At 72.9% G+C, this 23,361-nt stretch carries 21 protein-coding genes; 13 read left to right on the plus strand and 8 right to left on the minus strand.

The genetic code is table 11. From position 1 onward, the window contains the following. Window positions 1–52: 52 nt before the first annotated feature. Complete coding sequence (locus WMF24_RS40970; RefSeq protein ID WP_437732887.1) at window positions 53–1,156, minus strand: PhoH family protein; 1,104 nt, start codon at window positions 1,154–1,156, stop codon at window positions 53–55. A 359-nt stretch (window positions 1,157–1,515) separates the two neighbouring features. Between WMF24_RS40970 and WMF24_RS40975 the strand changes: the two genes are divergently transcribed. The 4 genes from WMF24_RS40975 to WMF24_RS40990 all read left to right on the plus strand — a co-directional run bounded on the left by WMF24_RS40975 (window position 1,516) and on the right by WMF24_RS40990 (window position 5,870). Further along, window positions 1,516–3,153 (plus strand): porin, encoded by a 1,638-nt coding sequence (locus WMF24_RS40975; protein ID WP_437732888.1) that lies wholly within the window; start codon window positions 1,516–1,518, stop codon window positions 3,151–3,153. A gap of 187 nt (window positions 3,154–3,340) precedes the next feature. Beyond that, window positions 3,341–4,624 (plus strand): penicillin-binding transpeptidase domain-containing protein, encoded by a 1,284-nt coding sequence (locus WMF24_RS40980; RefSeq protein ID WP_437732889.1) that lies wholly within the window; start codon window positions 3,341–3,343, stop codon window positions 4,622–4,624. A gap of 427 nt (window positions 4,625–5,051) precedes the next feature. Continuing rightward, window positions 5,052–5,348, plus strand: a complete 297-nt coding sequence (locus WMF24_RS40985) for a hypothetical protein (RefSeq protein ID WP_148314458.1) — start codon at window positions 5,052–5,054, stop codon at window positions 5,346–5,348. A gap of 342 nt (window positions 5,349–5,690) precedes the next feature. Continuing rightward, window positions 5,691–5,870 carry a hypothetical protein gene (locus tag WMF24_RS40990; RefSeq protein WP_437732890.1) on the plus strand — a complete coding sequence of 60 codons (180 nt, stop codon included), beginning with the start codon at window positions 5,691–5,693 and terminating at the stop codon, window positions 5,868–5,870. Between the two features lie 169 nt (window positions 5,871–6,039). Here the strand turns inward: WMF24_RS40990 and WMF24_RS40995 are convergent, their stop codons facing one another. The 4 genes from WMF24_RS40995 to WMF24_RS41010 form a co-directional block, all read right to left on the minus strand. Continuing rightward, window positions 6,040–6,564 (minus strand): hypothetical protein, encoded by a 525-nt coding sequence (locus WMF24_RS40995; protein ID WP_437732891.1) that lies wholly within the window; start codon window positions 6,562–6,564, stop codon window positions 6,040–6,042. 59 nt (window positions 6,565–6,623) lie between these two features. Then, complete coding sequence (locus tag WMF24_RS41000) at window positions 6,624–9,674, minus strand: BamA/TamA family outer membrane protein (RefSeq protein WP_437732892.1); 3,051 nt, start codon at window positions 9,672–9,674, stop codon at window positions 6,624–6,626. A gap of 42 nt (window positions 9,675–9,716) precedes the next feature. Then, the gene (locus WMF24_RS41005; RefSeq protein WP_437732893.1) at window positions 9,717–10,781 is read right to left on the minus strand and encodes a hypothetical protein; all 1,065 of its coding nucleotides are present in this window, start codon (window positions 10,779–10,781) and stop codon (window positions 9,717–9,719) included. A gap of 119 nt (window positions 10,782–10,900) precedes the next feature. Then, complete coding sequence (locus WMF24_RS41010; protein ID WP_437732894.1) at window positions 10,901–11,890, minus strand: methionyl-tRNA formyltransferase; 990 nt, start codon at window positions 11,888–11,890, stop codon at window positions 10,901–10,903. A 116-nt stretch (window positions 11,891–12,006) separates the two neighbouring features. On the opposite strand from WMF24_RS41010, the gene WMF24_RS41015 reads away from it, so the two are divergent. The 9 genes from WMF24_RS41015 to WMF24_RS41055 all read left to right on the plus strand — a co-directional run bounded on the left by WMF24_RS41015 (window position 12,007) and on the right by WMF24_RS41055 (window position 18,640). Beyond that, entirely contained in the window at window positions 12,007–12,684 is a 678-nt protein-coding gene (locus tag WMF24_RS41015) for a cell division ATP-binding protein FtsE (protein ID WP_437732895.1), read from the plus strand. Window positions 12,685–12,726: 42 nt separating this feature from the next. Beyond that, window positions 12,727–13,620, plus strand: coding sequence for a cell division protein FtsX (locus WMF24_RS41020; RefSeq protein ID WP_437732896.1), 894 nt, complete (start codon window positions 12,727–12,729; stop codon window positions 13,618–13,620). Next, window positions 13,617–14,615: a murein hydrolase activator EnvC family protein gene (locus WMF24_RS41025; RefSeq protein WP_437732897.1), complete on the plus strand. Its 999-nt coding sequence runs from the start codon at window positions 13,617–13,619 to the stop codon at window positions 14,613–14,615. Before WMF24_RS41020 ends, WMF24_RS41025 begins: the two co-directional genes overlap by 4 nt. A gap of 80 nt (window positions 14,616–14,695) precedes the next feature. After that, complete coding sequence (rph, locus tag WMF24_RS41030; RefSeq protein ID WP_437732898.1) at window positions 14,696–15,469, plus strand: ribonuclease PH; 774 nt, start codon at window positions 14,696–14,698, stop codon at window positions 15,467–15,469. Further along, window positions 15,466–16,092 carry an RdgB/HAM1 family non-canonical purine NTP pyrophosphatase gene (gene rdgB, locus WMF24_RS41035; protein WP_437732899.1) on the plus strand — a complete coding sequence of 209 codons (627 nt, stop codon included), beginning with the start codon at window positions 15,466–15,468 and terminating at the stop codon, window positions 16,090–16,092. The genes rph and rdgB overlap by 4 nt, the downstream gene beginning before the upstream one ends. Window positions 16,093–16,204: 112 nt before the next feature. Continuing rightward, window positions 16,205–16,573 carry an AtpZ/AtpI family protein gene (locus WMF24_RS41040; protein ID WP_437732900.1) on the plus strand — a complete coding sequence of 123 codons (369 nt, stop codon included), beginning with the start codon at window positions 16,205–16,207 and terminating at the stop codon, window positions 16,571–16,573. Beyond that, the gene (locus WMF24_RS41045; RefSeq protein WP_437732901.1) at window positions 16,563–17,027 is read left to right on the plus strand and encodes an ATP synthase subunit I; all 465 of its coding nucleotides are present in this window, start codon (window positions 16,563–16,565) and stop codon (window positions 17,025–17,027) included. The genes WMF24_RS41040 and WMF24_RS41045 overlap by 11 nt, the downstream gene beginning before the upstream one ends. A gap of 212 nt (window positions 17,028–17,239) precedes the next feature. After that, window positions 17,240–18,007, plus strand: coding sequence for a F0F1 ATP synthase subunit A (atpB, locus tag WMF24_RS41050; RefSeq protein ID WP_437732902.1), 768 nt, complete (start codon window positions 17,240–17,242; stop codon window positions 18,005–18,007). Between the two features lie 294 nt (window positions 18,008–18,301). Next, window positions 18,302–18,640, plus strand: coding sequence for an ATP synthase F0 subunit C (locus WMF24_RS41055; RefSeq protein ID WP_437732903.1), 339 nt, complete (start codon window positions 18,302–18,304; stop codon window positions 18,638–18,640). A 181-nt stretch (window positions 18,641–18,821) separates the two neighbouring features. Here WMF24_RS41055 and WMF24_RS41060 read toward each other — a convergent pair whose 3' ends face one another. From WMF24_RS41060 to WMF24_RS41070, 3 genes are all read right to left on the minus strand, one after another. After that, entirely contained in the window at window positions 18,822–20,147 is a 1,326-nt protein-coding gene (locus WMF24_RS41060; protein ID WP_437732904.1) for a L,D-transpeptidase, read from the minus strand. Between the two features lie 21 nt (window positions 20,148–20,168). After that, on the minus strand, window positions 20,169–21,323 hold the full coding sequence (locus WMF24_RS41065; RefSeq protein WP_437732905.1) for an FHA domain-containing protein: 1,155 nt from the start codon (window positions 21,321–21,323) through the stop codon (window positions 20,169–20,171). A gap of 286 nt (window positions 21,324–21,609) precedes the next feature. Further along, entirely contained in the window at window positions 21,610–23,214 is a 1,605-nt protein-coding gene (locus WMF24_RS41070) for a hypothetical protein (protein WP_437732906.1), read from the minus strand. Window positions 23,215–23,361: the final 147 nt, after the last annotated feature.

Genomic DNA, 23,361 nt, shown 5'->3' on the forward strand with positions numbered 1-23,361 from the left:
GCACCGCTGGACGCGCGCCGACGGCGGCGCGCTCGTCCAGCGGCACCTCGCGTCAGCTCGCGGCGCCGCCCCCGCCCGGCTCGTCCCCGGGCGCCCGGCCCTGCGGCGCGGCCGCGGTGTCCGCCGCCGGCGCCGCGCCGCCGCGCGCGACGCGGGCCGCCTCCCGCCGCTCCTCGCGCTGGCGGGCCACCTCGGCGTCCCGTTGCTCGTACGCCACGATGATCCGCTGCACGAGCGGGTGGCGCACGACGTCGACCTCGGTGAACGAGCAGATCGCGATACCCTCGATGCCCGCGAGCAGCTCGCGCGCCTCCGCGAGGCCGCTGCGCGCGCCGTGCGGGAGATCCACCTGCGTGACGTCGCCCGTCACCACGGCGCGGGACGCATAGCCGAGGCGGGTGAGGAACATGCGCATCTGGTCGCTCGTCGCGTTCTGCGCCTCGTCGAGGATGACGAAGCAATCGTTGAGCGTGCGGCCGCGCATGAAGGCGAGCGGGGCGACCTCGATCTGGCCGCGCGTCACGAGGCCTTGCGCCTTGTCCGCGTCCATCATGTCATGGAGAGCGTCATACAACGGACGCAGGTAGGGATTCACCTTCTCCGCCAGATCGCCGGGCAGGAAGCCGAGCCGCTCTCCCGCCTCGACGGCCGGGCGGGTCAGGATGATCCGCTTGACCCGGCGCTCGAGCAGCGCGTGGACGGCCATCGCCATCGCGAGGTACGTCTTGCCCGTCCCCGCCGGCCCGATGCCGAACGTCATGTCGTGCGATCGGATCGCCTGGATGTACCGCTTCTGCGCCAGCCCCTTCGCCGAGATCGGCCGGCGGCGCGCCGAGATGAGGACGACATCCTCGAACAGTTCGCGCAGCGTCATCGCCGGGTCGTCGCGGAGCGCCTGCACCCCGCGCACGTAGTCCTGTGGGTCCAGGGCCACGCCGCTCCTCAGCATCTGCGCGGCCTCCGCGAGGCACCGCTCCGCGAGCGCGACCTTGTCGGCGTCGCCGGCGAGCCGGATCGTGTTGCCTCGGACGCCCGACTCGATGCCGAGAGTGCGCGCGATGAGCTTCAAGTTCTCGTTCCCCGGCCCCGCCAGGGCCACCAAGGTGCTGTTGTCGAGCACCTCGACATCCGCCGTGATCCGCACGCTGGTCGTCATCGAGTGATCCTTCCCTGAATTTGCCCCGGCGCTCCTTCGCCGGCGCGCGCCCGTCCCGCCGGAGCGGGACCTTGACCCCACCCACCCTCTACGTGATTGTCCTGCCCGCGCGTCGTCTGGACTACACAAAATCGTAACGTCCAAGTCATAACTCTGCGGCGGGGTGCGTGGTGGAGTCAGGCGTGCGGCCGAGCCGCACAAGGGAGAATTGCATGAGGTTAGCTACATCGGCGCTGCTGGGCATGACCGTTACGCTGTCGGGCCTTTCGGCGCTAGCACAGCCCGGGCCTCAGGGCCCGGCGCAACCGGCACCTGCGCAGCCGCCGGCCGCGGCCCCGCCCCCCGGCGCCGCGGGCGCGGTGCCGCCGGCACCGCCCGCCGCCGCAGGCGCGGTGCCGCCGGCGCCGCCCGCCGCCGCTGCGCCCGCAGCGCCGGAGCAGCCGCCGCCCCCGGTCCAGGTCCCGCCGCCACCTCCTCCTGGAGCGGCCGCGGCCGCGGCGGTGCCCCCGCCGCCCCCGCCGGTGTTCGCGCCGACGTCCGAGGCCGCCGCCGTCATCGAGCAGCAGCCGCTCGCGGGCTGGCACGGCGGCTTCTTCCTCCGGGACGCGAGCGACACCTTCCGGCTCTACCCGAAGGCCCGGATGCACCTCGACTTCTACAGCAGCTTCGGCCGCGGGGTGTCGGACGTGCAGGCGGCCGACGGAGGGAACGCGCTGCAGCCGCGCTTCTTCGTCCGTCGCGCCCGGCTCGAGTTCGACGGCGAGTTCCTGAAGCGATGGTCGTTCAAGCTCGACGTCGACTTCGCCGGCCAGGCGCTCGGGAACGCCAACGGCAGGGCCGAGATCGCCGCCGCGCCGCCGGGCGATACGCCGACGGCCGATACCGCGCGCTTCGCCGCGGTGCAGAGCACGAGCGCGAGCGCGTCGCTCGCCGACGTCTGGATCAACTACTCGGTGATGCCGGCGCTGAACTTCATGTTCGGTCAGTTCAACTCGCCGTTCGGGATGGAGACCCAGACGAGCAGCAACGCCATCACCTTCATGGAACGCAACATCGCGATCCGGAGCTTCGCCCATCCCGAGGGCAAGAGCATCGGGGTGATGGCGTGGGGCGACGTCGCCGACAAGATGCTCGGCTACGGCGTCGGCGTGGTCGCCGGCGACGGCCAGAACCGGCCGGGCGTCGACGCCCCGCCCGATTTCATCGGCCGCGTGTTCGTGCGCCCGTTCGCCGGCGACAAGAAGGGGCTGCTCGCCAAGGCGCAGATCGGCGTCAGCGCGCAGCACGGGGAGCGCGACCAGGACTACGTGGGCTACGACTACGCGCCCATCAGGACGGGGCAGGGCTACACGCTCTGGAGCGGCGGCTACAGGGACTCGCTGGGCCGGCAGATCCACGTCATCCCGTCGGGCGCGCAGAACGCGATCGGCGGCGAGCTCCGGCTGCCCATCAAGATGGTCGAGCTGCGGGCCGAGGCGTACTACGTCGCGAACAACACCCGCGAGGCCGTGGAAGGCTATCAGCTCACCAACACCGAGCGGCTCGGCCGGGTGAAGGGCCTCGGCTGGTACGTGCAGCTCTCGGCGTGGCCCGCTGGCGACGCCTTCATCACCGGGGATCCCGGGTACAGCCCGCGCCCCGCGAAGGTCGACCTGACGAAGGAGCCAGAGAAGCCGAAATCCGGGCTCGAGGTCGCGGCGCTCCTCTCGGGGATCAACGCGACGTACGACGGCGCGACCCGCCACGAGAGCACGCACGACGAGAACACGCCGGGCGCCGAGGGAGGGCCGGGCACCGATCTCGACGTCCTGCAAATCGGCGTCGCCGCCAACTACTGGCACACGAAGAACGTGCGGCTCAGCGTGAATTACAACGCCTACCTGACGCCGGGCAGCGGCTCGGACGAGAGCCTCCTCCGGGTGCCTGGCAACACCCTGCGGCGGCCCGACGCGCACGCGCTCCACGAGCTCGGCGCCCGGCTCGGCCTGTCTTTCTGATCCGCGGCGCTGCCCTCCCGCTGCCGCCGCCCCGGCGGCCTCGCTCATTCGTTTGTCCTCCAACGAACATGGCCGCCGGGGGCCCTGCTCCTCCCGGCCCGCGGGGCGCCTCGTCGACCGGCGCCCCGCGCCCGCCGGCGCGCCTCAATTTTGGCCCAGCGCGCCGGGGCGGGGTACCCGTCGGGCCATGCGCGAGATGCGTCAGTGGATCGCCGTCGGCGCGGCCGTCGGGCTCGTTGCCGTGACCCTGCCCATGCTGCGCGAGCACGACGTCCAGCTCGGGGGATTGCTCGCCAAGAAGACGACCGCCGGCGGGCCGACGATCACGCGGAAGGTGACGCCGCCGCCGCTCACGGACCTCGACCTGACGCGCATCGACGACCGGAGGAGCCCGCCCACGGCGCCGGCGCACGGCGGCCGCGTCGCGGAGCTGACCCTCAACCCGATGTACCAGCACGCGGCGCTCGGCTTCCTGCGCGCAGGCCGGGTCCCCGAGGGCGCGGTCGTCATGACCGATATCCGCACCGGGAAGGTGCTGGTCTGGGCGAGCTACGTGGACGAGGGGGCGCTGCACGACGTCGCCGCCGAGGCCACCGCGCCGTCGGCGAGCATCTTCAAGGTCGTGACCGGCACCGCGCTCATCGAGGCCGGCCTGAGCCCGAGCACGAAGCAGTGTTATTCGGGCGGCGAGCACTCGATCCGGGCCGCCGACATGATCGACAACAAGCGGCGCGACAAGTACTGCGCGACGCTCACGCAGGCGATGGGCCGGAGCATCAACACGGTGTTCGCGCGCCTCGCCGCGAGGAACCTCGATCACGACAAGCTCGGCGCCGTGGCCGCGAAGCTCGGGTGGGGGCAGGACTTGCCGTTCGACGTGAAGGTCGCGGCGAGCACGATCGCGCTGCCGGAGGACGAGCTCGGCTTCGCGCGGACCGCGGCGGGCTTCTGGAATACGACGCTGTCGCCGTTCCAGGGGGCGAACCTGGCGACCACCATCGCCAACGGCGGCGAGATGATCCGGCTCCACGTCGTGTCGAGCGTGAAGGACGAGGTCGGCGAGATCTACCAGGGCCCGAGCGAGCGGCAGGTGCTCAAGCGGGTGATGGACGAGAGCACGGCCGGCGCCGTGACCACGATGATGGAAGCGACGGTGGATAACGGGACGAGCTACCGCTCGTTCCACGATCGCAACGGCCGCGCGTACCTCCCGGATATCCGCGTCGCGGGCAAGACGGGGACGCTCACGAAGCCGACCCCGGAGGGGCCCTTCTACACGTGGTTCGTCGGCTTCGCCCCGAGCCGCAAGCCGGAGGTCGCGATCTCGGTGATGGTCGCGAACGGCGCGAAATGGCGCGTGAAAGCGACCAACGTGGCGTGCGACATGCTCCGCACCTACTTCGCGGACCAGGGCGCGCCCGGCGTGAGCGATCCGAACGACCGGACCGGCGCGACAGCCAAGCGCCGCTGACAGCGCGGACGGGCCACGGCGCGCATTGCGTCACGCCGCGCGGCGCAGCGCCGGAGCGACACGGTCGAGAGCGCCCGCCGCGCGCGGTGCAACGCTGCCGCCCGCGGATCCGGCTGGGCATCGGACGGGCGATCGCCTAGCCTGTGCGCCCTCGCTGCAAGGCTGAGAGCGACCGCCTCGCCTCCTCCTGGTCCTCCCCCCGCGGCTCGGCGATGGACGACGCGACGGGTCGTCGCGCCCGCTCGGCGGCCGGCAGGGTTTACAGAAGCATTGGTTGCTGTGCCAGGGCCATTGATTTACAGAACTTTCCGCCCGGGAGCCGGCCCCCCTACACCCGCTCGCCGTCCGCGGCGAGAAGGTCCGGACGGCTCCGATGCAGCCGGACACCCTGGGCCAGGGTGGGACCTAGTTGCGAGAGGTGCTGCTTGTGCAGCTTGTGCTCGGCCGAGATCTGCGTGCTAGCATCTCTGTTGTGCAGGTTGTGCTCCGCAAGCTCGGCCGGGGATCGCGCGCAGTCGTTGGCCGGCTCGTCCGTGCACCACGGAAAGGCTCGGTCATCGTCATCGAGTTTTCCGATGGAATGCATGAATACGTGACGACCCCCGTCAAGCGCGTGTTGCGTCTCGCCGGGCGCGAGGTCTTCTACATAGAGACCGTGAACTCCCGGTACCGCCTCGAGGTCCGCGGCCGCGAGGTCGCGCTGGACGGCGCGGTCGGGGGCTGAACCGGCCGGGCGCGGCGCGAGCAGCGCGAGATCCCGCGCTGAAGCCGCCCAGACGCGGAGAGCGGACGCAGTGAAGGAGAAGCCGCGCGACCCGCGACGGCCGCGCGGCGCCCCGCGACAGCGCGCGTGGCACTGCACACGCGTCTAGGCCGAGAACTGCGTCTCCGCGCGCATTGCCCCTTGCGCTCCCATTCGCTCTTGGGCACATTCCCGCTCCCTTTGAGGGGCCCCGCGGTAGGCCATCCACGCGGTTGCAGGATGGGGCTCGCCTGGCGAGCTGTCTTCGTCGTGCAACCGTACGATGCCGCGCCCGTGCCCCCGACCGTGAGGAGATTGAAGCAGATGGGCAAGCGCGATCGTCGCCAGTCGATGAAGATGAGGCGCCGCAAGGCGCAGGCTGCCAAGAAGGAGCGCGCCAAGCGCAGCAAGCTGACGAGGACCACGACGGAGGTCGCCGGAAAGGCCAAGAAGCCCCGGGCTCCCAAGAGCGCTCCTGCCAGCCCTGCGCCGGCCGCCACCTGACGGACGCGTGGCCGGCTGACCGGCCACGCGTGGGACCGCCGCGACCGCGCGGTCCCGTCGATCACCGATCCCACCCACCGCACCGATCACCGAGGCCGCGCCGGCCGGCAGCGCGCCGAAGCCCCGGCGTGATCGCACGCTCATCGCCTCGCGCGCCGCGCGGCGGCGATCACTCGTCGCGGATGACGCGCGTGAGGAGGCCCAGGCCGTGTTTGCGGCCCGTTGCGGCCGCGCTCGACTCCGCCGCGCTCGACGCCTCACCGGCTGTCTCGGCGGCCGCGGGCGGGGGCTCGCCGAGGAGCCCGGCGTCGCCGTCTTTCCGCTCCTCGCCGATCAGCTCCCAGTGGCCCCGAACGTCGCGCCAGCGCTGGGCGATCCGGGTGGTTCGGACCGTGGCCTCGTCGTTCCGCAGCCAGAGGACGTCGAGGTAGACCTCGGCCTCCTCGCGCTCGACCAGCTCGAAGCCGCCGAACTCGACGTCGACGACCCGGAGGCGGGTGCCCCATTCGGCGTGGCGGCTCATGAAGTCCTTGCGCGCGCTCGCGCCCACGCTCTCGAGCGCGATATCCATGCGGCCGAACCGGGCCGCGGTGTTCATCTCGATCGCCGCGTCGGTGAGGCGCTGGGTGTTGCTCGGGGCGATGCCGCAGCTGGCGAGGGGGACGAGGACCAGGGCGAGGAGGGCGCGGCGCATGCCGAGCACCGTGGGCGAAGCGGCCCGGGCGGGCAAACTTTCCGGCGGGCGCGCGGCGCTCAGAACGAGTTCGTCGCGACGAAATAGAGCTGACCGCCGGGGATCGCGCGCTCGCTCAGGCCATAGGCGTAGCCGAAGCGCAGCTGCGAGAAGGCGACGTAGCCGAGGCTCATGCTGAACCACACCTCGCCGCCGAACGAGGTGTGGAGCTGCGGCGAGTAGAGGAGGCTCCCGTTCGTGAAGAGCGCGAGGTCGTCGGTCTCGAAGCGGTTGAACGCGCCGCCGTGGTCGAGGAAGACGCTCGCGTCGATGCGGCGCAGGTAGATCGGCAGCGTCGAGAGGCCGCGATCCGGCTGCGCGATGGGCACGCGGTACTCGAACGTCTGCGAGAAGTACGCGCGGCCGGACGCCGCGCCCGGCGCATAGCCGCGGAGCGTGAACGAGCTGTTCGTGACCCCCGTGAGCAGCGTGTCGACGAGCGTGAGGTTCTCGAGATCGTACCCGCCGACCGCGTAGGCGGCGCCCCGGGGGAAGTTGCCGCCCGAGACCGCCCCGGCGACGCGGAACGCGAGGGTGTGGTCACGCGCCCAGGGCATCGCCACGTAGGCGTTCAGGGCCGTCGCGAACGCGTAGGTCTTGTAGCTGCTGCCCGTCTCCGGGCCGGCGTAATCGAGGCCAGCGCTCACCGAGACGCCGCGCACGGCGCCCGCCGCGTCGAGCGAGCCCTCGGCGTTCGAGAACGCATAGCCGAGGTGCGCGAGGTTCAGCGTCCCCTGCGGCGGCAGGACGGTCCGGGGCGCGTACGGGTCGATGTTGCCGCGGACGGGGAGCTTGCCCTTGAAGCCGACGCTGCTGAACGACGCGCTGAGCGTCTGCCGCGAGAACTCGCCGCGGATCGGGTAGCTGATGCCCGAGACGATCCCGATCGCGCGCTCGTCGTAGGTGATGTCGCGGCCGCCGATGCGGTAGCCCCGGCGCGGCGAGGTCACGTGGTAGCCGCGGACGCCGAGATCGACGGGCAGACGCCCGTAGTTGTACCCGACGATGACGTCCGGGGCCGGCGCGTCCGGCTGGACCGTGAGCTCTCCGAAGATCGCGTGGCGGCCGACGATGTCGGAGCCGGTCACGCTCACGGTGAGCGCGTTGGAGCCGTAGCTCCCGGGCGCGTAGTCGAGCGTGAACGCGCGCGGCGCGAGCGTCGGGAGCGGGTTGTACGGCGTCCGCTCGAGCCGCAGGGGCGACGGCTCGGTCGCCGGATCGGGGCGGTCGCCCGGGGGCGGCGGCGCCGGGAGGAAGCGCGCCGGATCGAGCGGCATGACGAAGAGGTCGTGGCCCCGGGAGGTATACCCGACATAGACAAGGGTCTTCCCATCGGGGCTGATCGCCGGCTGGAAGGCCCCGAGTCGCACGTTGGTGACCTGCCGCAGCGCGCCGGTCGAGAGCTCGAAGGCGTAGACGTTGTGGATGCCGGTGCGATCGGAGGTGAAATAGAGCGTCCGGCCGTCGGGCGACCAGACCGGGCTCATGTCGGTCGCGCGGTCGCGCGTCACCTGGCGGAAGCTGCCCGTGGCGACGTCCACCACGCGGATGTCGCGGTAGCCGCCGGCGGTCCAGGCGCTGTACGCGAGGAGCTCGCCGTCCGGCGAGAACGACGGGGAGTACGCCTGCTCGAAGCGGGCGCTCGGCACGAGATCGCGCCGCTCCGAGAGGACGCCGTCCCGGGAGAGCCGCGCGATCTCCAGGTAGCGGGTGCCCTTGCTGTTGAGCGAGAAGGCGACGTGGTCCCCGGTCGGGCTCACGTCGGGCGCCGAGGAGCGGAGGCCGTGCGTCAGCCGGCGGCGCCAGGGCTCGTCGCCGTCGGGCGCCGCCTTGTCGCGCGGCAGGAGGACGAGGTCGTCGCGGTAGTACTGGTTGCGCCACGGCATGAGCGCCGTGAAGATCATGTCGCCGGCCGGCGTGAAGGCCGGCCGCGAGGCCGAGCTCGTGCGCGCGACGAGCGCCTCGGGGCGCGCTCTGCCGGGCGCGGGCGCGGCGAGCGGGAGGCGGTAGATGCCGCGGCGCTCGTGGCCGTCGTCGCGGTAGTAGACGATCTCGTCGGCGGCGCCCCGGCGCGCGACGGGCGGCACGAAGCGCGGGTAGTACACGACGCGCCCGTGGTGGGTGAGCCGCGCGCCCTCGCGGAGCCCGCGCGCCTCGACCGCGGTCATCTGCTCCCGGTACAGGCGGCGGAGGTGGTCCTTCCAGCCCTCGTACAGCTCGACGTAGGTCCTGCCCGTCGCGCGGCGGATGGCGCGGTTGATCCCCCAGGGGACGAGCGACGCCCCGTAGTCGGCGGAGACGGCGCGCATCGTGTCGGGGCCGTAGACGTCGAGGATCCAGCCGAGGAACCGCGAGCCGTAGAGGTACCAGAGGGTGCCCTGCGGCCAGCGGTGCGGGGAGCTCGAGATCTGGTCGAGCCCCGCGATGTTGTCCTCGAGCACGTCGGCGCGCAGGTACATGTCGAAGATGGTCGAGCGCATGCGACCGCCGCTCGTGTGGTGGCTCTCGCTCACGACGGCGAGGCCCTCGATGATCCACCGCGGTTGCACCTGGTTCGGCGAGAACGACTTGCCCGCGATCGCGTTCAGGAGCGCCGGGATGCCGGAGGTGTTGTCGATGTGCGCGATGTGCGTGAACTCGTGCGTGAGGAGATCGAGGTACCAGTCGTCGTAGTCGCCGAGCGTCGACAGGTCCTCGGGGCCGGACACGAGCAGGGAGATCGCGTTGTAGGGGATCGTCCCGGCCGACCCGTTCGCGATCTCGGAGTCGTCGGTGATCACGATCTCGGTGCGGTCCTTCGGGGCGTAGCCGAGCGCGTCCTCGACGCGCCCGTAGATCGTCTCGGCGAGCGAGGCGATGCGCGCCGCGACGGGCTCGAGGCCCTGCGGGTAGTGCACGCGGAAGTGCGCGGTCTCGTAGGTCCAGAACGCGAGGTCAGGGTCGCCCGTCGCCAGCGCGGGGCGCGGCGCGAGCAGCAGCAGCGCCGCGAGGGCGACGGCGGAGACGACGGAGGCTGCGCGGTGGAGCGGCCGGCTCGCTCGCGAGCCGGGCCGCGCGGGGGGGAGATTCACCGGGATCGATGCGACGTGGCGGCGTGAGAGGTCGTGGTGGCGTCAGAGGTCGTCGTAGAAGAGCGGCTCCCTGTTGCGCGTGAACCGGGAGACGAGCTGGCGCCCCTCCGCGGAGATCTGCGTGATCCGGGCGCCGAAGCCGGGCTCGACCGAGTCCCTCGATCCGCTGGCCTCGCGCGTCCACCGGACCGTCGCCGACGCGGTGAACTCGTAGTTGCCCGGCAAGCGGACGCGCAAGGTCACGGGCGTGCCGATCGGCGGGATCTTGTAGGTCGCGACGAAGATGCCGCCGTGCTCGATGATGTCGTTGCCAGCGAGCCCTTTGTAAAAATTCGACGGCGTCAAAGCGCCGAGCTCGACGTCGACGACCGCGGCGGGCGCGCGGTGGTCGGCGGACGGCACCGTCGCCTGGAACGGCGGCGCGCGGTGGTCGGCGGACGGCACCGTCGCCTGGAACGGCGGCGCGCGGCGCGCGTCCGCGGCCGGGGGCGCCGGCGGGGCGGGCGCATGCCGGGGCTGCTGCGGGGAGGGCAGCGTCTGCTGGAGGTGCGCAGGAGCCGCCGCCGGAACGGGCGCCGGGACCGCCGCGACGGGCGCTGGCGCGACGACCGCGACCGGTGCGGGCGCGACGATCGGTGGAGGAGCAGCGACGGCGACGGGTGGAGGAGCAGCGACGGCGACGGGTGGAGGAGCAGCGACCGGCGCGGGCGCCGCAGCGACCGGCGCGGGCGCCACGGCGACGGGTGGAGGAGCAGCGACGGCGACCGGCGCGGGCGCCTGCGCGGCGGCCGCTTGCGCTCGGCTCAGCGCGTGCACCTTGCTCAGCGACGACGCGACGTGCTCCATCAGCACGTCCACCACCGGATCGGGCACGGTGATGCTCTGCAGGCGGTTCAGGACGTCGCGCACGTGACCGAGCGCGACGTCGCTGCCGTCGAGGGCCTGCCCCCCGGAGCGCTCGATGCGGTGCATGATGCCCATCGCCTTCGCGATCGGCTCGGCGAGCGCCTCCACCTGAGGCGAAACTGACCCGTTCGACTGGAGCGCATTGAGCGCCGCCGCGAGCAGTTCGCGGGCGCTTTTCGCAAGCTGCGCGGGTTCCGACATGAATCCTCCGAAGGGCGCATCCTACGCGGTCGCGCGCGCGCGGGCTCAGGATTCGATGGCCCACGCGCCGGCCAGGCGGCCCCGCCGGCTGCGGCCGCCGGCCACGCCCCGCCTGGCGGTCACCCGCTCGACGCGCCCGACGCGCCGGACGCGACGAGCGCCGCGAGCTCGCCCGCCGACGCCGGCTCGCCGTCGATCTCCCCCTCCAGCAGCGCGACCGCCGTGTCGCCCGTCCGCACGACCACCACCCCGCCCTGGGCGACCGCCTCGCCCGGCGCCAGCGCTTCCGGGAAGGTCGGCGCCGGCGCCGCCCGCAGGACGATGACGCAGGCGCCCTCGATCTCCGTCCACGCCCCCGGCGCCGGCGCGAGCGCGCGGATGTGCCGGAGGACGCGCTCCGTCGGCCACGACCAGCAGATGGCGCACACCTCGTCGTCCGGCGTGGGCGCCTCCGTCGCGAGCGCCGGATCCTGGGCGACGCCCGCCACCTCCTCGCCGCGCGCGAACCGGGCGACCGTGCGCCGCAGAACGCGCAGGCTCGGCCGATCCAGGGCGCGGGCGAGCTGCCACGCGGTCCACGCCGGATCGATCGGGAGCCGCTCCTGGTCCAGGATGTCGCCTGTATCGTACTCCGCCTCGATCCGGTGCGCCGTGACGCCGCTCTCGGCGTCGCCCGAGGCGATCGCCCAGTACGTCGGGTCGGGACCGCGGTGGCGCGGGAGCAGCGAGGGGTGCACGCCGATCCCCCCGAGCCGCGCCGCCCTCACGAGCGACATCGGAAGGCGCGTGGTCCAGAACCAGCTCACGAGCAGGTCGGGCGCGAGCGCCTCGACGCGCGACAGGAGCGCGGGGCGCCCGACGTCGGGGCGCATCAGCAGGCGCGACCCGAAGACGCGGCGGGCGCGGCGGAGCCCCACCGCGTCCGCGCGGCTGATCGCGGCGAGGGCGATCTCGTGGCCGTCGGCGCGGAGCAGCAGCGCCGCGAGCGGGAGGCCGAAGAAGACGACCCGGAGGGGGCGCCCGTCCGCGCTTTGGCCGAAAAGTTTTCCGTGTCCGAGCGGGCTGATAGGTGGAGGGTCCGATGGCGGCGCCCCCCCCGCAAGGCTCATTTCGACCGGCGCTCCGGCCCGGCCACCGCTACGACGCGTCCGCCGCGCGCCGGCCGATCCTCGTGTTCGAGGACGTATATAAGTCGTACCGCGCGGACCAACCGGTGCTCCGCGGGATGTCGCTCTCGATCGAGCGGGGCGAGTTCGTCTTCATCACCGGGCCGAGCGGCTCGGGCAAGAGCACGCTCCTCCGCCTCGTTCACCGCACCGAGCGCGTGGACGACGGCCGGATCCTCTTCCTCGGCCGGGACATCGCGCGCCTGACCGACACGTCGATCCCGGCGCTGCGGCGCAACATCGGCTTCGTCTTCCAGGATTTCAAGCTGGTCCCGAGCTGGACGGTGTTCGACAACGTGGCGATCGCCCTGGAGGTGCTCGGCCTGCCGTCTCGGCTGCTCCGGACCCGCGTCGGCGAGGCGCTCGAGCGCGTCGGGCTCTCGGGGCGCGGCGGCGACAGGGCGCAGGTGCTGAGCGGCGGCGAGCAGCAGCGCGTCGCGATCGCGCGCGCGATCGTCGGCGAGCCGGCGCTGATCCTCGCGGACGAGCCGACGGGCAACCTCGACCCGCAGCTCGCGATCGATCTGCTCGGGCTGTTCGAGGACATCCACGAGACCGGCACGACGGTGCTGTTCGCGACGCACGACCGGACGCTGCTCGACGTGCGCCCGCGGCGCGTCGTGGTGCTCGACGACGGCAAGGCGACCGACGTGCCGCACGGCCTCGGGGCCGGGGGCGACCTCGACAGCGTCGAGGGCGAGGACGAGATGGATAGCGGCGTGCGCGGCGCGGCGTAGGCCGAGGGCGCCGCCCCAGGCGATCGACGGATAGAGGGACGGATGCAGACGAGCGAACGTGACGATCGGCGGCGGTGGCTTCGCACCTGGCGGGCCGGGAGGAGCGACTGGCGCCTGCAGGCCCTGTCGATCTTCTCGCTCGCGGTCGCGTTCGTCTGCCTCGCGTCGGCCCTCCTCGTGGTGACGAACCTCGTGGCGGTGCGCGATCGCTGGTCGCGCGCCGGCCGCGCCACGATCTACCTGCACGACAGCGCGACCGACGCGGAGACGGCGGAGCTCACGCGCGCCCTCGAGGGCACCGAGGGCGTCAGGAAGGTCCGGCTCGTGACGAGCGCCGAGGCGCGGCGCGAGGTGGTGCACGACGACGGCGACAAGGCGCTCGCCGCGCTGCCGCCGAGCGCGTTCCCCGCGTCGCTCGAGGTCGGCTTCACCGAGGAGGTGTCCGACGAGGCGCTCGCCTCGATGACCGTGAAGCTGCGCGCCCTGCCGGCCGTGGAGTCGGTGGAGACCTACGAGCGCTGGACGGAGCGGCTCTCCTCGCTCCTCGGCGGCGGCGTGGCCGCGAGCGCCTGCCTCGCGGCGATCGTCCTCTGCGCCGTCGTGAGCGTCATCGGCTCGACGATGCGGCTGCTCCTCCACCGCCGGAAGATCGAGGTCGAGGTGCTGAAGCTCGTCGGCGCGACCGACGGCTTCGTGCGCCGGCCGTTCATCGTCGAGGGCGCCACGCAGGGCGCCGCCGGCGCGGCCGGCGCGCTGCTCCTGCTCGGGGCGCTGTTCCTGATGGTGCGGGGCCGCTTCGATCACGAGCTCGCCAACCTGCTCGGCGTCTCGCCGTCGTTCCTGCCCTGGGAGGTCGCGCTCGGGATGGTCGCGCTCGGCGCGACGCTCGGCGCCGCGACGGCGCTGCTCACGCTGCGCAAGATGGTGGCGGTGTGAGGCGCCGCGCCCGGATCGCGCCGATCGCGCTGGCGCTCCTGACCGGCGCCGCCACGAGCGGCGCCGAGGTCCCGGCGCTCGATCCGACACCGCCGCCGGCGAGGGCCCCGGCCGCGCGCCCGAGCTCCGCGCTGGCGGAGAACGACCTCGACCGGCTGCTCGCGAAGCTCGACGCCGAGGAGAAGGCGCTGCGCGCGGAGCTCGACTCCATCGGCCCGGCGCTCGAGGTCACGCGCCGCCGGATGATCGCGCGCGGGCGCGCCTACTACCGCCACGTGCGCGCCGGCTTCCTGCCGGTGGGCGGCGGGTTCGACGCGCTCGTCGATCACGCCGCGCGCGTCGAGCGCACCCGGCTCGCCCTCGAGCGCGACCTCGCCCGCGAGGCCGAGCTGACCCGGCGCAGCGCCGAGATCGCCGACCGCCTCACGCACCTCGGCGCGGAGCGCGCGCCCCTCGAGGTGCACCGCGAGGCGATGAACCGCGCCCGCGTCGCCCTGGCCCAGGAGGAGGAGCGCCGCGCGGCGTTCGCGCGCGCGTTCGAGACGAGCGTGCGCCCCGACTACCTCGCGATCTACGGGGCGGACACGGGGCCCGCCGAGCCCGATCGCCGCGCCGGCTTCCGCTCGCTCCTCGGGCGGCTCCCCTTCCCGATCGCCGGGCGCGCCGAGGTGCGCAAGGTGTCGCGCCGCGGCGCCGGCGGGCCCGGCGTCGAGCTCACCGCGCTGGACGGCGCGCCTGTGCGCAGCGTGGCCGCGGGGCGGGTGGCCTTCGCCGACACCTACGCGGACTACGGGCTCACCGTGATCGTCGATCACGGCGAGCGGCACTACTCGGTGTACGCGAGCCTCGGCGCCGCGGACGTGCGCGCCGGCGATCAGCTCCCGGGCGGGGCGCGGGTGGGCACGGTCGCGAGCGGACCGGGCGGCGCGAAGCTCTACTTCGAGCTGCGGCGCGGCGCCGACGTGATCGACCCGGGCCCCTGGTTCGGGATGTAGCGGCGGCGCCAGGGCGGCCCGCGCCGGCCGCGCGCCGCCGCGGGGCGGTGCCCCGCCCGAGTTGTGCTAAGGCGGCGCTCGTGAATCGCCCCGACGGCCGCGCCCTCGACGCCCACCGCCCCGTGGAGATGATCCTCGGGTTCCACCGCAACGCAGAGGGGTCGGTCCTCTACCGGGCCGGGAGGACGGTCGTGCTCTGCACGGCGTCGGTCGATCCCACCGTGCCCGCCTGGATGATGGGCAAGGGCGCGGGCTGGCTGACGGCCGAGTACCAGATGCACCCGCGATCGAGCCCTGCGCGCAGGGAGCCGCGCGACGGGCGCGGCAAGGCCCCGAGCGGCCGCACGCAGGAGATCCAGCGGCTCATCGGGCGCGCGCTCCGGGCGGCGGTCGATCTGAAGCAGCTCGGCGAGCAGACGATCGCGATCGACTGCGACATCCTCGAGGCAGACGGGGGCACGCGGACCGCGTCGATCACCGCCGGGTTCGTGGCGCTCGCGCTGGCGCTCGACCGTATGCGCGCGGCGGGGGCGCTCAAGGCGCCGGTGCTCCGCGATCAGGTCGCGGCGATCAGCGTGGGCCACCTCCCGGGCGGGCTCGCGCTGGATCTCGTGTACACGGAGGACAGCGCGGCGCGCGTCGACATGAACGTCGTGGCGACCGCGGTCGGCTCCGTCGTCGAGGTGCAGGCGACCGCGGAGGACGAGGCCATTCCCCGCACGGAGCTCGACAGCATGATCGACCTCGCGCTCGCGGGCGTGGCGTCGCTCGCGAGCGCGCAGCACCGCGCGCTCGCCGAGGCCGGCGTGGACCTCGCCGGGCTGTTCCAGACGGACCACTGGAGGGTCGCGTGAGCCGGGAGCGGATGCGCCTGCTCGCCGCGACGTCGAACCGGGGCAAGCTCGCGGAGCTGCGGTCGCTGCTCGCCGATCTCCCGATCGACGTGCTCTCGCTCGCGGAGGTGCTGCCGGACGCGCCGCCGGTCGTCGAGGACGGCGAGACGTTCCTCGACAACGCGCTCCTCAAGGTGCGCGCCGGCGCGCTCAGGTCGTCGATGGTGACGCTCGCCGAGGACTCGGGGCTCGAGGTGGACGCGCTCGGCGGCCGGCCGGGCGTGCGGTCCGCGCGCTTCGCGCGGGAGGGCGCGACCGACGCGGAGAACAACGAGGCGCTGCTCGCGGCGCTCGCCGGCGTGCCGGACGGCCAGCGTCGAGCCCGCTTCCGCTGCGTGATGGTGCTGCTCGATCCGCGATCCGACGAGCCGCCGATGGTGACCGAGGGCCGCTGCGAGGGCTGGATCGGCCGGGAGCCGAGCGGAGCGGGCGGCTTCGGCTACGACCCGCTGTTCGTCGTGGAGGACCACGGACGGACCATGGCCGAGCTCGGCGACGCCGAGAAGAACCTCGTCAGCCACCGCGGCAAGGCCGCGCGCGCGATGCGATCCTCGCTCGAGGCGCTGCTCGCGCGGCGCCCGTAGCCTCGGGGCCGCGCGCCGCACGCCGCACGTCCAACGCCGGTTGACCCCGTCCGGGACCGCTTGTAATCGCGACCGGAGGCACCCAGGTACTGCCGGGTGATCGGAGCCCGTGATGAAGCAGGACTGGAAGGCCGTCGGAAGCTACGGGACCATCGGCCTCGAGGTGGTGCTGAGCGTCCTGCTCGGCCTGTTCATCGGTCGCTGGCTCGACGGCAAGCTCGGGACCGATCCGCTGATGTCGGTGCTCTGGTTCTTCTTCGGGCTCGGCGCCGCCGGCAAGTCGGTGCACCGGGCGTGGAAGGAGATGCGGGCCGAGGCGGCGCGGGAGGAGCGCGAGCAGGGCAACCCCGCGCCGGTGTACGACGACCGGAAGGCACGGCAGGACGAGCGCGCGCCGGACGACGGCCGCCGGGCGGCGTCGACCGACGTCGCCCTCGACCCCGACGTGCGGCGACCCGCGAAGGAGCACGATGAGCGCTGATCGACGATCCGGAGCGCGCGGCGGCGAGCCGCCGCGCAGGGAGCCCGACGCGGAGGAGCCGCCGGGCGTCGGGGACGCGACCATGCGCGCCGTGCTCCGCTGGGTGGCCGGCACCGCCGCGGTCCTGTCTGTGGCAGGGCTGCTCGCGTACGGCGTGCGCGCAGCGCTCGGCGTCGCCATCGGCGGCGCGATCGCCACGGCCAACCTCTACGTCTTCGCCCGCATCGTCGACGCGTTCATCTCGCGCCGGGGCCACACCGTGTCGTGGACGGTGATCGCGATGGTGAAGCTCGGCGCGCTCATGGGCGGGGTGTGGCTCATCCTGAAGAGCGAGGCCGTCTCGGGGGTCGCCATGATGGTCGGCTACGCCTCGCTCGTCGTCGGCATCAGCCTGGGGACGCTGTTCGGCCCGAAGCCGCCGGCGGACGCGCCCCCGCCGCGCGCTCCCGGCTGATCGCCCGCCGGGTCCGGCGCCCGGACGACCCGCCCGCCGCGCGACGTGCCGGGGGAGCGCCCTCGGCGCGCTCCAGAGTGCCCACCGTAAACGAGTTGTGGTAGAGGCGAGGCCCCTCGACCGAGGGCGAACTCCCCCAAGGCGCGCCAGCGCTCGCGGACGCGCCTGCACAGCCGCGCGGCCGCCGGCGCGGCGCATCGACGACGAAAGCCATGCCTGAGCATACAGGGTTCCTCACGTACCTCCTGGCGCAGCTCCCCGGGCTCCGGGAGAACGCGCGCAACATCGGCAAGACGTTCATCGGTCACCACACCGTGGACTACCGCGGGACCGAGCCGATCTTCATGAGCCTGCTGGTCATCGTGCTCTTCCTGCTGCTCGCCAGCGAGGTGCGCGGGCAGTACCGGCGCCTGAACGAGTCGGTGATCCCCGAGGACAAGCTCACGCTGCGCACGTTCTTCGAGGCGTTCTTCGGCTACTTCTACGGGTTGGCCCGGGACGTGATGGGGCCCGAGAACGCGAAGCGGTACTTCCCGGTCATCGGCGGCGCGGCGGCGTTCATCTTCTTCTCGAACGCCTCGGCGCTCATCCCCGGCGTCAACCCGCCGACCTCGAACCTGAACGTCACGATCGGGTGCGCGCTCGTCGTGTTCGTCCTTTTCAACTATTACGGGTTGAAGGAGAACGGCTGGGGCTACATCGCCCACCTCGCCGGGCCGAAGTGGTACCTGGCGCCGCTCATCTTCCCGATCGAGCTCCTCTCTACCTGCGTCCGCCCGGTCACGCTGGCGATCCGGCTCATGCTCAACATCGGGGTCGACCACCTCGTGGCGAGCATCATCTTCGGCCTGGTCGCGCTCTTCGTCCCCGTGCCCCTGATGTTCCTCGCGATCATCGTCACCATCGTGCAGACGCTGGTGTTCTGCCTGCTGTCCTGCATCTACATCGGTCTCGCGACGGAGAAGGCGGATCACCACTGACCGCCCCGGCTGGCCGCCTGGCCAGTGCCGGCCAGCGCCGTCGAAGAACGGCGCCAGAGGTGCAGAGAAAGGCTAGCCAGCCTTTGAAATTCGGATTAGAGGGGGCCCCGCTGTCGATGGGTTGCCCCAAGGGGTGGGTGGATCGCGAAGGCGCATCCCCTACCGAGCAGTCATAGGGGCCGCGGGAACGATCCCCGGACCTCGCAAGGGTGCCGCCAGCGCGGCCCCCGACCCTCGCAGGAGATACGCATGCGGCCCCGCACGGGCTGCGTGGCTTGAAAGGAGCAGATTCGGATGTCGCTGAAGAGCAAGCTGTCGCTGTCCGCCGTTGTCGCCACCGCGCTGGTACTCGTTCCCGCCATGGCGCTGGCGCAGGATGGTGCAGCGTCGAACAAGTACGACGCGAACTCGTGGCTCGCCGTCGCCGCCGGTTTCGCGATCGGCATCGCGGCCCTCGGCGGCACGATGGGCCAGGGGCGCGCGGCGGCCGCCGCCCTGGAGGGCATCTCCCGCAACCCGGGCGCTGCGGCCCGGATCCAGACCCCGATGATCCTCGGCCTGGCGCTCATCGAGTCGCTCGTGCTCTTCTCCTGGGTCATCGCCTACCTCCTCCAGAGCCAGATCGCCAACTGAGACGGCGCTCGCCGCGCGCGCCACGCAGCGCGCGCGGCTCCGCTGCCTCTCCCCACCCGCACCGCACCCCTCTGGCAGGGCGCCCCCCCGGCGCCGGCGCTGCCAGCCTGTGTCATCCCCATCCGAGCACCGGGCCACGCGCGCTCGCGCGACGCCACCGCACGCGCACGACGGCTCGACGCTACCGCACGCGCACGACGGTCCCTGGCTCGTGCGCCGTGGGGAGGACGGCCGTCCATCCGGCGGGGAGCCGGGGCGACGTCCACCAGAACAGCCGCTGCGCGTCGAGCGGGGCCAGGTTCACGCAACCGTGGCTCCGCACCTGGCCGAACGAGCGATGCCAGAACGCGCCGTGCAGCCCGACCCCCTTCGAGAAGTACTGCACGTAAGGGACGTCCTCCATCCGGTAGTAGCGATCGGCGCCCTCGTCCTCGAGGTTGTCCATGTCCGAGGTGAGCAGCTTGGCCCAGATGCGGTAGGTGCCGGCCGGCGTGACGCTCGACGACCCGGGCGCCCCCTTGCCGGTCGAGACGAGCGTCGCGAACACGGGGCGCCGCCCCTCGTACGCCACGAGCGTCTGCGTCGCGCGCTCGACGTCGATCCACCGCTCGCCCGCCTCGACGTCGACCTCGGGCGGCGGCGGCGCGGCCGACGGACGCCGGAGATCGCGCGTCGAGATCCACACCGCGCCGTCGCCGTCCGCGATGCGCGCGAGCTTCCCCGACGCGCCCTGCGCCTCTTCCAGGGTGGGGACGACCTCGAACCGCGCCTTGCTCTCCTCGGTCCGCGCGAAGCCCGCCGCCGTCCTCCGGTAGAGCGGGGCCCTGTCGGACACGACCCACGCGGTCGCGATCTCCGCGGCGCCCGCCGGGACGTCCACCCCGTGGAAGGCGAAGGCGCGCACCGGACCGAGATCGCGCATCGGCACCCAGAACCCGCTGTTCGTGCGGCCGTACCGCGCGCCGCCCTGCGCTCGCTCCTCGACGATCGCCACGGCGAAGCCGGGCTCGAGCTGCGCGTCCGGCGCGTCGATGTCGGCCGCCTCGGCCCGGCGGTAGCCGAACGTCCCGTCGGGGCCGACGAAGTAATAGCGGTACGGCAGCCCGTCCGGCATGTCGCGCCACGTGCGCACCAGCGGGCTGATCGGGCCCGCGGCCGAGAGCTCGACGGCGTCGTCGCAGACCCAGGCCGTGGCGCCCACCTCGAGCCAGCGCCCGAGGCAGCCGTCGCCGCGCCGGACCGCGAAGATGGGGAGCTCAACGTTGCGGTCGACGGACCCGCGCCGGCGGGCGTTCTCGCCCGGCGCCTCGAACAGCGGCTGGTCCCGCTTGAGCACGCGCGCGCTCCTGACCCACGCCGGCAGCGGGGCCTCGCCCGCCTGGACCCACGGCGGGGCCTGCGCGGCGGAGACCGCCCCGCCCCCGATCGCGGCGCCGAGCGCGACCGCCGCCGCGCAGGCCCGCATCGCCCTCTGGCGGCGGGCTCCCGGGATGCGGTGCGCGCTCACTGGCACACTGCCCGGCCGCGGTCAGCGGTACGAGAAGCGCACTTCGTGATCGCAGATCCGGAAGAGGTCGCCCTCGACGATGGCCTTCCGGGCGATGCGCTGGCCGTTGTACTCGACGCCGTTCGTCGAGCCCATGTCGACCATGTAGTACTGGCCGTTCAGGAACTCGACCATCGCGTGCTGGCGCGACACGTTCGGGTCCTTGATCGTCAGATCGCTCGACTGCTTGCCGCGCCCGATGATGAACCGGTCCTTGTTCACGACGAAGCGCTGCCCCGCGTAGAACGCGGCGAGCGCCGGGCCGGCGGGGACCTGGCTCGGCATCCCCATGCCCATCGGCGGCGGGCCCGGCACGCTGCTGGCCGCCTGCGGCGGGACCCCGTACGGCGGCGGCGCCACCGGAGGCCCGATCGGCGAAGCGTACCCGGTCACGCTGCTCAGCGGCGGGGGCGGCGGCGGCCCGGAGCGGCCCGTCGGCGCGGCGGAGATGCTCTGGCGCCCGCCCGAGCTCGAGGCCTGCGATGGGAGCGGCGGAGGCGGCCCGCCGAGGCGGGTCACGCTCGTCGGCGGCGGCGGCGGGCCGCCGACGCGGCCCGGGATGGGCGGCGGCACGGGCAGGCTCGGCCGCTTCCCGCCGGCGTTGCTGCTGCCGGGCGGCGGGGGCGGCGGCGCGCCCTGCCGGACTTGCCCCGGCGGCGGCGGGGGCGGCGGCGTGAGGGCCGGGACCGGCGTCGGCACCGGCCCCACCGGCGGCACGCCGTAGGGCGGCGACGGCGCGCCGTAGGCCGGCGCGGCGGGCGGCGCCCCGTACGGCGACCCTCCAGCGGCCGGCTGCTGCTGCAGCGCGACCATCGGCGAGGCGCCCGCGCCGAAGGGCGGCGGCGAGCCGGGCGTCACCAGACCCGGCGGCGGGAGCGGCGGGTTGGGCATCGCGTTGGTCTGATGAGCGAGCGCGACCGCCTGGTGTCCGGAGCCGGGCGGCGCGTCGACCCTCGCGGGCGGCGGAAACGGCGTGCGCGGGCTGTAGCTTCGCTGCCGCGCATACTGCTTCATCGACTCATTGATGAGGTAGTCGATGGAGCACTCGAGCTCGCGCGCCATCTGCTCGAACGTCTCCCAAAGGACATCGCGACACTGGAACGTCCGTGCGCTTTTCTTGTTCGGATCCGCGCTCATCTCTACCCAACGATAATGGAGGATGAATTGCGCTGGGAAGCCTCCTCCCGGCCTCTTCCCTGCAAGCACCAGACGGCCCTCGGCCGCGCGGATCGCGCGCTGCGACCCTGAACACGCCGTCGTGAGATCCCGTGATCGCCCGCGCAGCCCGCCGCGAAACCTGCGCCCGGATCGCGCGGCGATCCAGGAGTGACGCGCGTCGCGAGCTGCGCGCGGGGCCGCGCTGGACCTCGCGGGGTCGCGGCCGCATCGCCCGAGATTTCCGCGTACGGAGCCGGCGATCCCGTCACTTCTTCTCGCCCTTCTCGAGCTCCGGCTTCCTCTCCTGCATGGCCGGCTCGATGCAGTACTGAACGAACTCGCCGACGGTCTTCACGTCCCTGAGCTCGCGCTCGTTCGACCCTTCCTTCGGCACCTCGCACGCCCACTTGCAGTCCGGATCGGCGTCGCAGACCGGCGCGCGCGTCGTGTCGCCCTCGAGCGGCTTGACGGCCGGGACGTCGGCGGCCGTGCCGAAGGTGAAGTAGTACGCGATGGCGCTCGTCCGCACCGGCGCCGGGCCCGAGGTGAAGTGCTTCTTCAGGGCCTCGACGGGCGAGCCCTCCTTCAGGTCGCCGAGCGCCGCGCCGTACGTGAGCGCCTCGGGCATGGCGAACCCCTTGCTGTCGGGGAGCCTGCCCATGAACTCGTCGATGTGCTTCACCGTCGACATCTTCAGGATGGTCGCGGCCGCGGCGCGGCGGATCTTCCACTTGTCGGTCTTGAAGAGGCCGTAGAGCTTCTCGACGACGAGCTCGCGCGGCATCTCGCCGACGCGGCGGAAGGCCTGATCGAGCACCACGTCGGGCGCGTCCGCGGTCGCGATCTCGAGGATGCGCTGGATGTCGCTCGGGTTGTTGCGGTCGAGCCGGCCCTCGAGCGCGGCGAGGGCGGCCTGGCGGCGCTTCTCGGGCTGCTGCTTGTCGGCCGCGAAGCCGAGGAGGAAGTCCACCGACGGCCGGCCGCCGAGCTTCTTCATCGAGCCGAAGACCCGGAAGAGCTCCTCCTCCTGGTACTGCGCGAGCTGCGCCTCGAACTGCTTCTCGGTGGGCGTGAGCTTCGACGCGGCGTTCGCCGCCTGGAGCTCGGGCTTCTTGACGTTGATCCAGTCGCCCGAGGTGACGAACTTCGCGATGGCGACGAGGTTCGCGGAGGCGGCCTCCTTCGTCGCCGGGTCGCCGTACTCGGCGACGAGCGACGCCATCTGGTCGAGCCGCTTCGCCTCGCGCGTCATGAGCTTCGGCAGGCCGGCCACCGCGGCGGGGCCGATGAAGCGCAGGAGCTGCTCCATCCCGTACGCTTGCGAGCGGTCCTCGAGCCGGTGCTCGAAGTCCGCCATGGCCCAGTCGATGAGGGCGGCCTTGAGCCCCTCCTTCAGCCCCTCGTCCGCGATGATCACGGTCCTGTCGGACGTGAGCATCGCGTACGCGGCGTCCTTGTACGGGAAGGAGGTGTCCGGCGGGACCGGCTGCCCGGGCTGCGCGACGGGCGGCGGCTTGCGGAGCTCGGCGATGATCGTGGGCACGAGCGCCGCGACGATGGCCTGCCGCGCCTCGGGCCCCATGGTCGCGAGGGTCTCGACCATGATGCCGATGCCCACGCGCCGGCCCTGTCGCGGCTTCATGCGGATGAGCGAGTTGGCCGCCTCGACGCGGAGCGCGCCGTCGTACTTGTCGTGAAACAAGACGGCCCTGAGCTTGTCCGGCCCGTGGGCCGTCGTCTCCCAGCGATGGATGTCGTTCTCGTTGACGCGGCACCCGCTGGTGGCGAGCCCCACGCCGGCGGTGGCGAGGCACAGCAAAAGAAGGCCCGCAGCGCCGGCGCGCCGCCCTGCTCGTTCGACAGTTTCCATGCGCGTCTCAGGAGGGTGGGGATGGTACCGCCCGCCGCGTCCTGTTTGAAAGAATTTCAAGGCCGAGGAGAAGGGAGCCCTAGCGAAGTTTCCGCGAGATCGGGCCAGAACTCCAGCGCGCCGTCGGCGATCTCATCGTTCTTGCCT

Origin of the sequence: Sorangium sp. So ce1335, assembly GCF_051521615.1 — a bacterium.
In the GTDB taxonomy this organism is placed as follows: domain Bacteria; phylum Myxococcota_A; class Polyangia; order Polyangiales; family Polyangiaceae; genus Sorangium.

Coding starts and splice junctions, on each gene's coding strand:
- WMF24_RS40970 (WP_437732887.1), bottom strand. CDS start 1,156: ATGACGACCAGCGTGCGGATCACGGCGGATGTCGAGGTGCTCGACAAC.
- WMF24_RS40980 (WP_437732889.1), top strand. CDS start 3,341: ATGCGCGAGATGCGTCAGTGGATCGCCGTCGGCGCGGCCGTCGGGCTC.
- WMF24_RS40990 (WP_437732890.1), top strand. CDS start 5,691: ATGGGCAAGCGCGATCGTCGCCAGTCGATGAAGATGAGGCGCCGCAAG.
- WMF24_RS40995 (WP_437732891.1), bottom strand. CDS start 6,564: ATGCGCCGCGCCCTCCTCGCCCTGGTCCTCGTCCCCCTCGCCAGCTGC.
- WMF24_RS41005 (WP_437732893.1), bottom strand. CDS start 10,781: ATGTCGGAACCCGCGCAGCTTGCGAAAAGCGCCCGCGAACTGCTCGCG.
- WMF24_RS41010 (WP_437732894.1), bottom strand. CDS start 11,890: ATGAGCCTTGCGGGGGGGGCGCCGCCATCGGACCCTCCACCTATCAGC.
- WMF24_RS41015 (WP_437732895.1), top strand. CDS start 12,007: ATGTCGCTCTCGATCGAGCGGGGCGAGTTCGTCTTCATCACCGGGCCG.
- WMF24_RS41020 (WP_437732896.1), top strand. CDS start 12,727: ATGCAGACGAGCGAACGTGACGATCGGCGGCGGTGGCTTCGCACCTGG.
- WMF24_RS41040 (WP_437732900.1), top strand. CDS start 16,205: ATGAAGCAGGACTGGAAGGCCGTCGGAAGCTACGGGACCATCGGCCTC.
- WMF24_RS41045 (WP_437732901.1), top strand. CDS start 16,563: ATGAGCGCTGATCGACGATCCGGAGCGCGCGGCGGCGAGCCGCCGCGC.
- atpB (WP_437732902.1), top strand. CDS start 17,240: ATGCCTGAGCATACAGGGTTCCTCACGTACCTCCTGGCGCAGCTCCCC.
- WMF24_RS41055 (WP_437732903.1), top strand. CDS start 18,302: ATGTCGCTGAAGAGCAAGCTGTCGCTGTCCGCCGTTGTCGCCACCGCG.
- WMF24_RS41065 (WP_437732905.1), bottom strand. CDS start 21,323: ATGAGCGCGGATCCGAACAAGAAAAGCGCACGGACGTTCCAGTGTCGC.
- WMF24_RS41070 (WP_437732906.1), bottom strand. CDS start 23,214: ATGGAAACTGTCGAACGAGCAGGGCGGCGCGCCGGCGCTGCGGGCCTT.